Below are 5,150 nucleotides of genomic sequence, written 5' to 3' on the forward strand. Positions count from 1 at the left end.
TACAGCTTTTGAAACAAATTCAAAAATAAATTAAATTTGTTCATCAAATAAATTATCGAACAACCAAAAGCAGGAGTGATGGAAAAAGAGGAAAATATTGGAGCGTTATTAGGAATACCACAGGAAGAAATGGCAATGTTGCTGGAGGTAAAGCGCGTTCAATGGGCGTTGTTCCTGACAGGAAGGCGAAGTCTGCCACCAACCGCACTGCTTAAATTGAGCGAGATGCTTACTATTTTAAAGGAACCGGATAATGAAGCCCCGGATGATGAAGCCATAAAGGAGGAGCAGGCACAAATAACTAGATACTTAGAAAAGGAGATCATCATTAACCTAAACAAACAGCAGCTTGTCCTTAACCAACTCGAGAAATGCAGGAAAAAGTGCCAATCGGCGGAAAATGCGATGAAAATTGCTGACACCTTAATCGCCAGAGAACAACAAACCTATACCTGGCAGAAGGAACTTTTACCTATTATAAAAAGAACCGCCCAAAACGTCCTGAAGAAAAACAGTGTACTGATACAAGAGCAATATACCCTAAAACTACTGGTACTACAGCAGGAAGAAGTAGTCTTGAGAGAACGATTATGGAGTAAGTAGCCGCTTACGATTTAAAGTAATGAGTTGACTTTGGAACGGTACAAAGTAGGAGACATTTGCGCAGCGTGATTAGACATTTGAGGAACAGTATGTAAAGCGGGATGTTTTTCATACGATCGAGCAATAGCAAATTTTAATTTGATAAATTTGGGTTTATAAAACCTTAAAATTAGGCGTTGCATGTATTTCAGAATTATATGCATGCATTTTCCAACAGCTATGAACAGTATAAATCCATTAATTCAACAATTTAAGAAATATGGAACGCTGAGTTCAATCGCCGAAACGGCTATTGAGCAAAAAACCAAAATATTTATAAAGAAAAAAAACGATCATTTTTTGAAGCAGGGACAGCTACTAACAAGTTATTTTGTGGTAAAGAAAGGTGTTTTCAGAGCTTATATTAATCGGAATGAAAAAGAAATAAACGTATGGTTTGGAGAAGAAAACCAAATTTTTGGGGCCATAATGCCTATGTATGCCAATAAACCTTCACCAGAGTACATACAATTTTTAGAAGATTCAGAAGTATATGCCATTGCAGTAGATGATTTAGAGATTTTATACGAACAGTACCCGGAGTTAAATCTTATTGGCAGAAAAATAGCCGAAAAGCTGTGTGTTATTCTCGAGGATAGAATTACTTCGTTGCATACCGAAAGCGCTACAGAGCGTTATCAATCACTTATGGAACAACAGCCTAGTTTAGTACAGCGTATTAATCTGGGGCATATTGCTTCTTTTTTGCGTGTAACACAGGAAACTTTAAGCAGAATACGCAAACGCTGACGATTTTGACCTACATCAAGAAATACAATCTTTTTGCTTGCGATCTTTGCAGTACTAAATAATTAAGACATGCAAAAAGATAAATTAAATTGGTTTAAGAATGTAGAACATCGTACACATCCACATCCCGGATTAAACTGGTTAACCGCCACTCTAAGCGTACCGGACGTAGCCAGAGCAATAGATTTTTATACCGGAGTAATGGAAATGGTTTCCATTTCTGAGTTGGAAGATCAAAACAATGGAGAACTATTGTTTGCAAGAATTCGCTATCGCGGAAACAATTTTGTACTCAATAAAGAACATTGGGATTTTCAGGCAGTAGCTCCAATTACTTCAGGACAAGTACCTCCTTTTATTTTTTACTTGTATGTAGACGATGTAAAAACATTGGTTGCCGAAATTAGAAAAGATAAAGAGGCTAAAATTATTGCTGAGCCGGAAATGCAGTTTTGGGGAGATTTAAAAGCAAGAATTCAGGACCCGTTTGGTTACATCTGGGATTTGGCAGAAAAAGCGAATTAAAGATGAAGTATTTATTTTTAGGTCTGGCCATTTGCGCAGAGCCAGGGCAAAACCAGTGTAAATCGAACAATCCAAAAGCGGTAAATGTGGTGTTATTCAAATTCAAATCGGAGGCATCATTGGAGCAGGAGCAAAACTTTAAAAGTGAAATGCTGAAAAAGCACAGTACAGTTTCAGGACTTATAGATATTTCTTTTGGAGAAAACGTTACAGATATCGCAAAAGGATTTACCCGTGCAGAAGCAGCCCGGTTTAAGGACCAAAAATCGTTAAAAGTATTCAGTAAATCAGATCCTGATGAAGAGCTAAATACCTGTTATATCAAACCGGTTTTGCAAGAGATTCTGGTATTCAATTCTTTTTCTTAACTTAGTAAAAGCAATACTCGTGCGAAATTAAATGGAGAACGCAAAGCTGGGACATTTGAGTAGAATGATTCGATGCTTGCTGAGCACTTCACAGAGCAGGAGGGATGATAAAAAAATGTTAAAAACATTCTATATTTTAAAGTGGCACAGTTCGTGCTTGAAAGGAAATCATTGAATAATCTAAATGCTTAATCGGTATTCTAAAAAATTAAAATAATGAAAAGATTTAAATGTATTTATGTTTTTGTAGCGGTATTATTATCAACAATTACATATGGTCAGGAAAGTTTAAAAATGTTTGTAAAAGAAAGTAAAGTGTCCTGTATGGGTGTTGGCCCTATGGAATGTCTACAGGTAAAGTATGACAAGGACAAAGAATGGCAGCTATTTTACGATCATATTGAAGGTTTTAATTTTGAAAAAGGAAATCGATACGAGATCTTGGTTACAAGAACCAAAAGACAAGAGCCTATTCCTGCCGATGCTTCTGCATACCAGTATAAACTGAAAAGCATTGTTTCGAAAACTCCAGTAAATGCCGAAAAAGGAATTTACAATACCAAAATGATCTTGACCCAGTTAAACGGAAAAAAGATCACTAACGGGAAAGCATTTATTACGATTAATGATGAAACCGGAACAATAAACGGTAACAACGGATGTAATATCTTCAATGTAAAGTATACAAAGCTTTCTGCCAAAAATCAAATTAAGACCGATTCTCCTTTTGGAACTTTAATGGCTTGTGAAGGTGAAGGCATGAAATTGGAACAAGATTTTAGCGCTGCGATCACAAAGAAAAAGTTTAAAATTGTAAAGAAAAACAACAAAGTACAGTTCAGAAATGGGAAGAACAAAGTAGTGATGGAATTCTCTATACCAACTCAAAACCAACTGTGGAGTTTTATTGCAAAAAACAATTGGAAACTAATCGCTCTTGAAAATGTTGGACAAGATTACGGAAAGGCTTCTATTAAGTTTAATCCTGCAGAAAAAAAAGTAAGCGGAAGTACAGGCTGCAATAACTTCTTTGGAACTTATGCAACTAATGATGATCGTATTTCTTTTGATAAGGTAGCGTCTACAAGAATGGCATGTATTGGTGAAGAAGGTAATAAAACAGAACAAAAAATGCTGTCATATTTAAACAATAAAGACCTGCGTTTTGATGTAGCCGATCAAACTCTTAATTTTTATCTTAATGATAAATTGGTGATGATGTTTGGCATTACAAGATAAATTCAGTTCTATAAGCCGTCTTAAAATAAAAGATGATTTATTAAAAACAACTGCAAAACCAGTGAAGTTAATTCACTGGTTTTTTTATTATAGATAATTGGTTTTAAAGTCTGAGACTTTATGGTTCATGTGTTTTAAACTAGACGTTTACAAGTTGGCGCAAACTCAGAGACATTTACACAGTGTCTGTGAGGTATACTTTGCGGAGCGGGGGGGTACTCAAGATTAAGTAATAATGATGCTTGGAATGGTTTAATTCAAAAATATTCTAGTATTTTAGACGAAAAAGTGAAATGGCTAAAAGTGAATAATGAATGGTTTGAAAGGTATAATACTCCTTGGTTACAGAAGATTATTAGTAGAGGAGATAGAATTAAAGTAATTTCTGAAGAAATACCTAGAAATTTAATTAATAAAGATGGGACTCCTACACATTTTGCTAGAGAATTAGATTTTTTAAGAAAAAACGGATACTCTCCTGGTAGTGATTGGATTGATGGAGGTGTTTATTGGTATAAATCAAAATAATTTTTATGTTTTTAGAAAAATTAGAAAAGGAATTGAATAAGTATAGTTGGGGATACAAATTTACTATTAATGAACATAATCCATTTTATGACATAATTTTTCCAAATGTCATAATTACATTTTATAGAAATTTACAATATAGAAGTTTTGAATGTACGTTTGAAGTTATAAATCACAAGGAATATAAATCTAATTTGGAAACATTACTAAAGGCTAATAAAGTTGATACTTCTAATTTATACTATGAATATAGTTCTGTAGAAGAAGAAAGCTATATAAAGCAGTACGTACAAATAATATTTCAAAAATTGTTACATATCATAAATGGTAATTATGAGAATTTTGAAATAATTAACAAGTTCAATAATGATTTTAATTTAATCGTTAAAACTTTAGGAACAAGTATGATTTTTGATACAGAAATTTATAGAAAGTTAGAGAGGGGAGATGAGTCTTGGAGGGAAGATCTAATAAATATGAACCCTTCGGACAGTTAGTACCCGCTCTACGAAGAGTTCTTAATTAAAGAGCAAATTTGTCGTGTATGCTGTGCGAACGTCTCTGACTTCGCACCCGCAACGATGAGTTATAAAGAGCGTTGAGGAAAAAAGGAAATTATCCGAAAATTAAGTTCTTACTATTCTTTTTTTATCAAAAGCGAATAAGAAAAACTACAACCCTAAAAAAGTTGTAGTTTTTTCATTTATACTTCTTTCTACCCTACTTTCGCCCAAAATTATATTTCCAGTAAAAAACAAAAGATGAAGAAAACAAACCCCATTATTCCCTTATTCAAGCAGTTCATAAAAGAAACGGAAACCGGGAAGCGACTCAAGAAGAATGGTGAAAGAATAAAATCGGATTCTATAGACAATTACAAATATGTTTTGCAGAATTTAATTCAGTTTTCAAATGAAACTAAATTTGAACTCCGTATCTGCGACGCGTCAAAACTGGATAAACGGGAATTGACCTTTGAGAAAAGTTATTGGAAAAAATTCTATCAAAAGTTCACTGATTTTTTATATAAAAAAGGCCCAGCTTTCCGAAGTGTTCAACTGAAAAGCTGCGCAAATGTCTCTGACTTTGCGCTTTTTT

The 5,150-nt window shown here is 33.9% G+C and carries 8 protein-coding genes; all 8 read left to right on the forward strand.

All coding sequences use genetic code 11. The features are described 5' to 3' along the window. Positions 1-78: 78 nt before the first annotated feature. On the forward strand, positions 79-603 hold the full coding sequence (locus B0A80_RS20305) for a hypothetical protein (RefSeq protein ID WP_089078468.1): 525 nt from the start codon (positions 79-81) through the stop codon (positions 601-603). Between the two features lie 180 nt (positions 604-783). Continuing rightward, on the forward strand, positions 784-1,392 hold the full coding sequence (locus B0A80_RS20310; protein ID WP_089078469.1) for a Crp/Fnr family transcriptional regulator: 609 nt from the start codon (positions 784-786) through the stop codon (positions 1,390-1,392). Positions 1,393-1,461: 69 nt separating this feature from the next. After that, positions 1,462-1,917: a VOC family protein gene (locus B0A80_RS20315; RefSeq protein ID WP_070908129.1), complete on the forward strand. Its 456-nt coding sequence runs from the start codon at positions 1,462-1,464 to the stop codon at positions 1,915-1,917. 2 nt (positions 1,918-1,919) lie between these two features. After that, positions 1,920-2,285, forward strand: coding sequence for a Dabb family protein (locus B0A80_RS20320; RefSeq protein WP_089078470.1), 366 nt, complete (start codon positions 1,920-1,922; stop codon positions 2,283-2,285). A gap of 216 nt (positions 2,286-2,501) precedes the next feature. After that, complete coding sequence (locus B0A80_RS20325) at positions 2,502-3,524, forward strand: META domain-containing protein (RefSeq protein ID WP_089078471.1); 1,023 nt, start codon at positions 2,502-2,504, stop codon at positions 3,522-3,524. 288 nt (positions 3,525-3,812) lie between these two features. Continuing rightward, complete coding sequence (locus tag B0A80_RS20330; protein ID WP_089078472.1) at positions 3,813-4,052, forward strand: hypothetical protein; 240 nt, start codon at positions 3,813-3,815, stop codon at positions 4,050-4,052. A gap of 5 nt (positions 4,053-4,057) precedes the next feature. Continuing rightward, positions 4,058-4,549, forward strand: a complete 492-nt coding sequence (locus B0A80_RS20335) for a hypothetical protein (RefSeq protein ID WP_089078473.1) — start codon at positions 4,058-4,060, stop codon at positions 4,547-4,549. A gap of 264 nt (positions 4,550-4,813) precedes the next feature. Next, positions 4,814-5,150, forward strand: a 337-nt coding sequence (locus B0A80_RS20970) for a hypothetical protein (protein ID WP_208861502.1), incomplete at its 3' end; no start/stop codon positions are given.

The organism is Flavobacterium tructae (assembly GCF_002217475.1).
In the GTDB taxonomy this organism is placed as follows: domain Bacteria; phylum Bacteroidota; class Bacteroidia; order Flavobacteriales; family Flavobacteriaceae; genus Flavobacterium; species Flavobacterium tructae.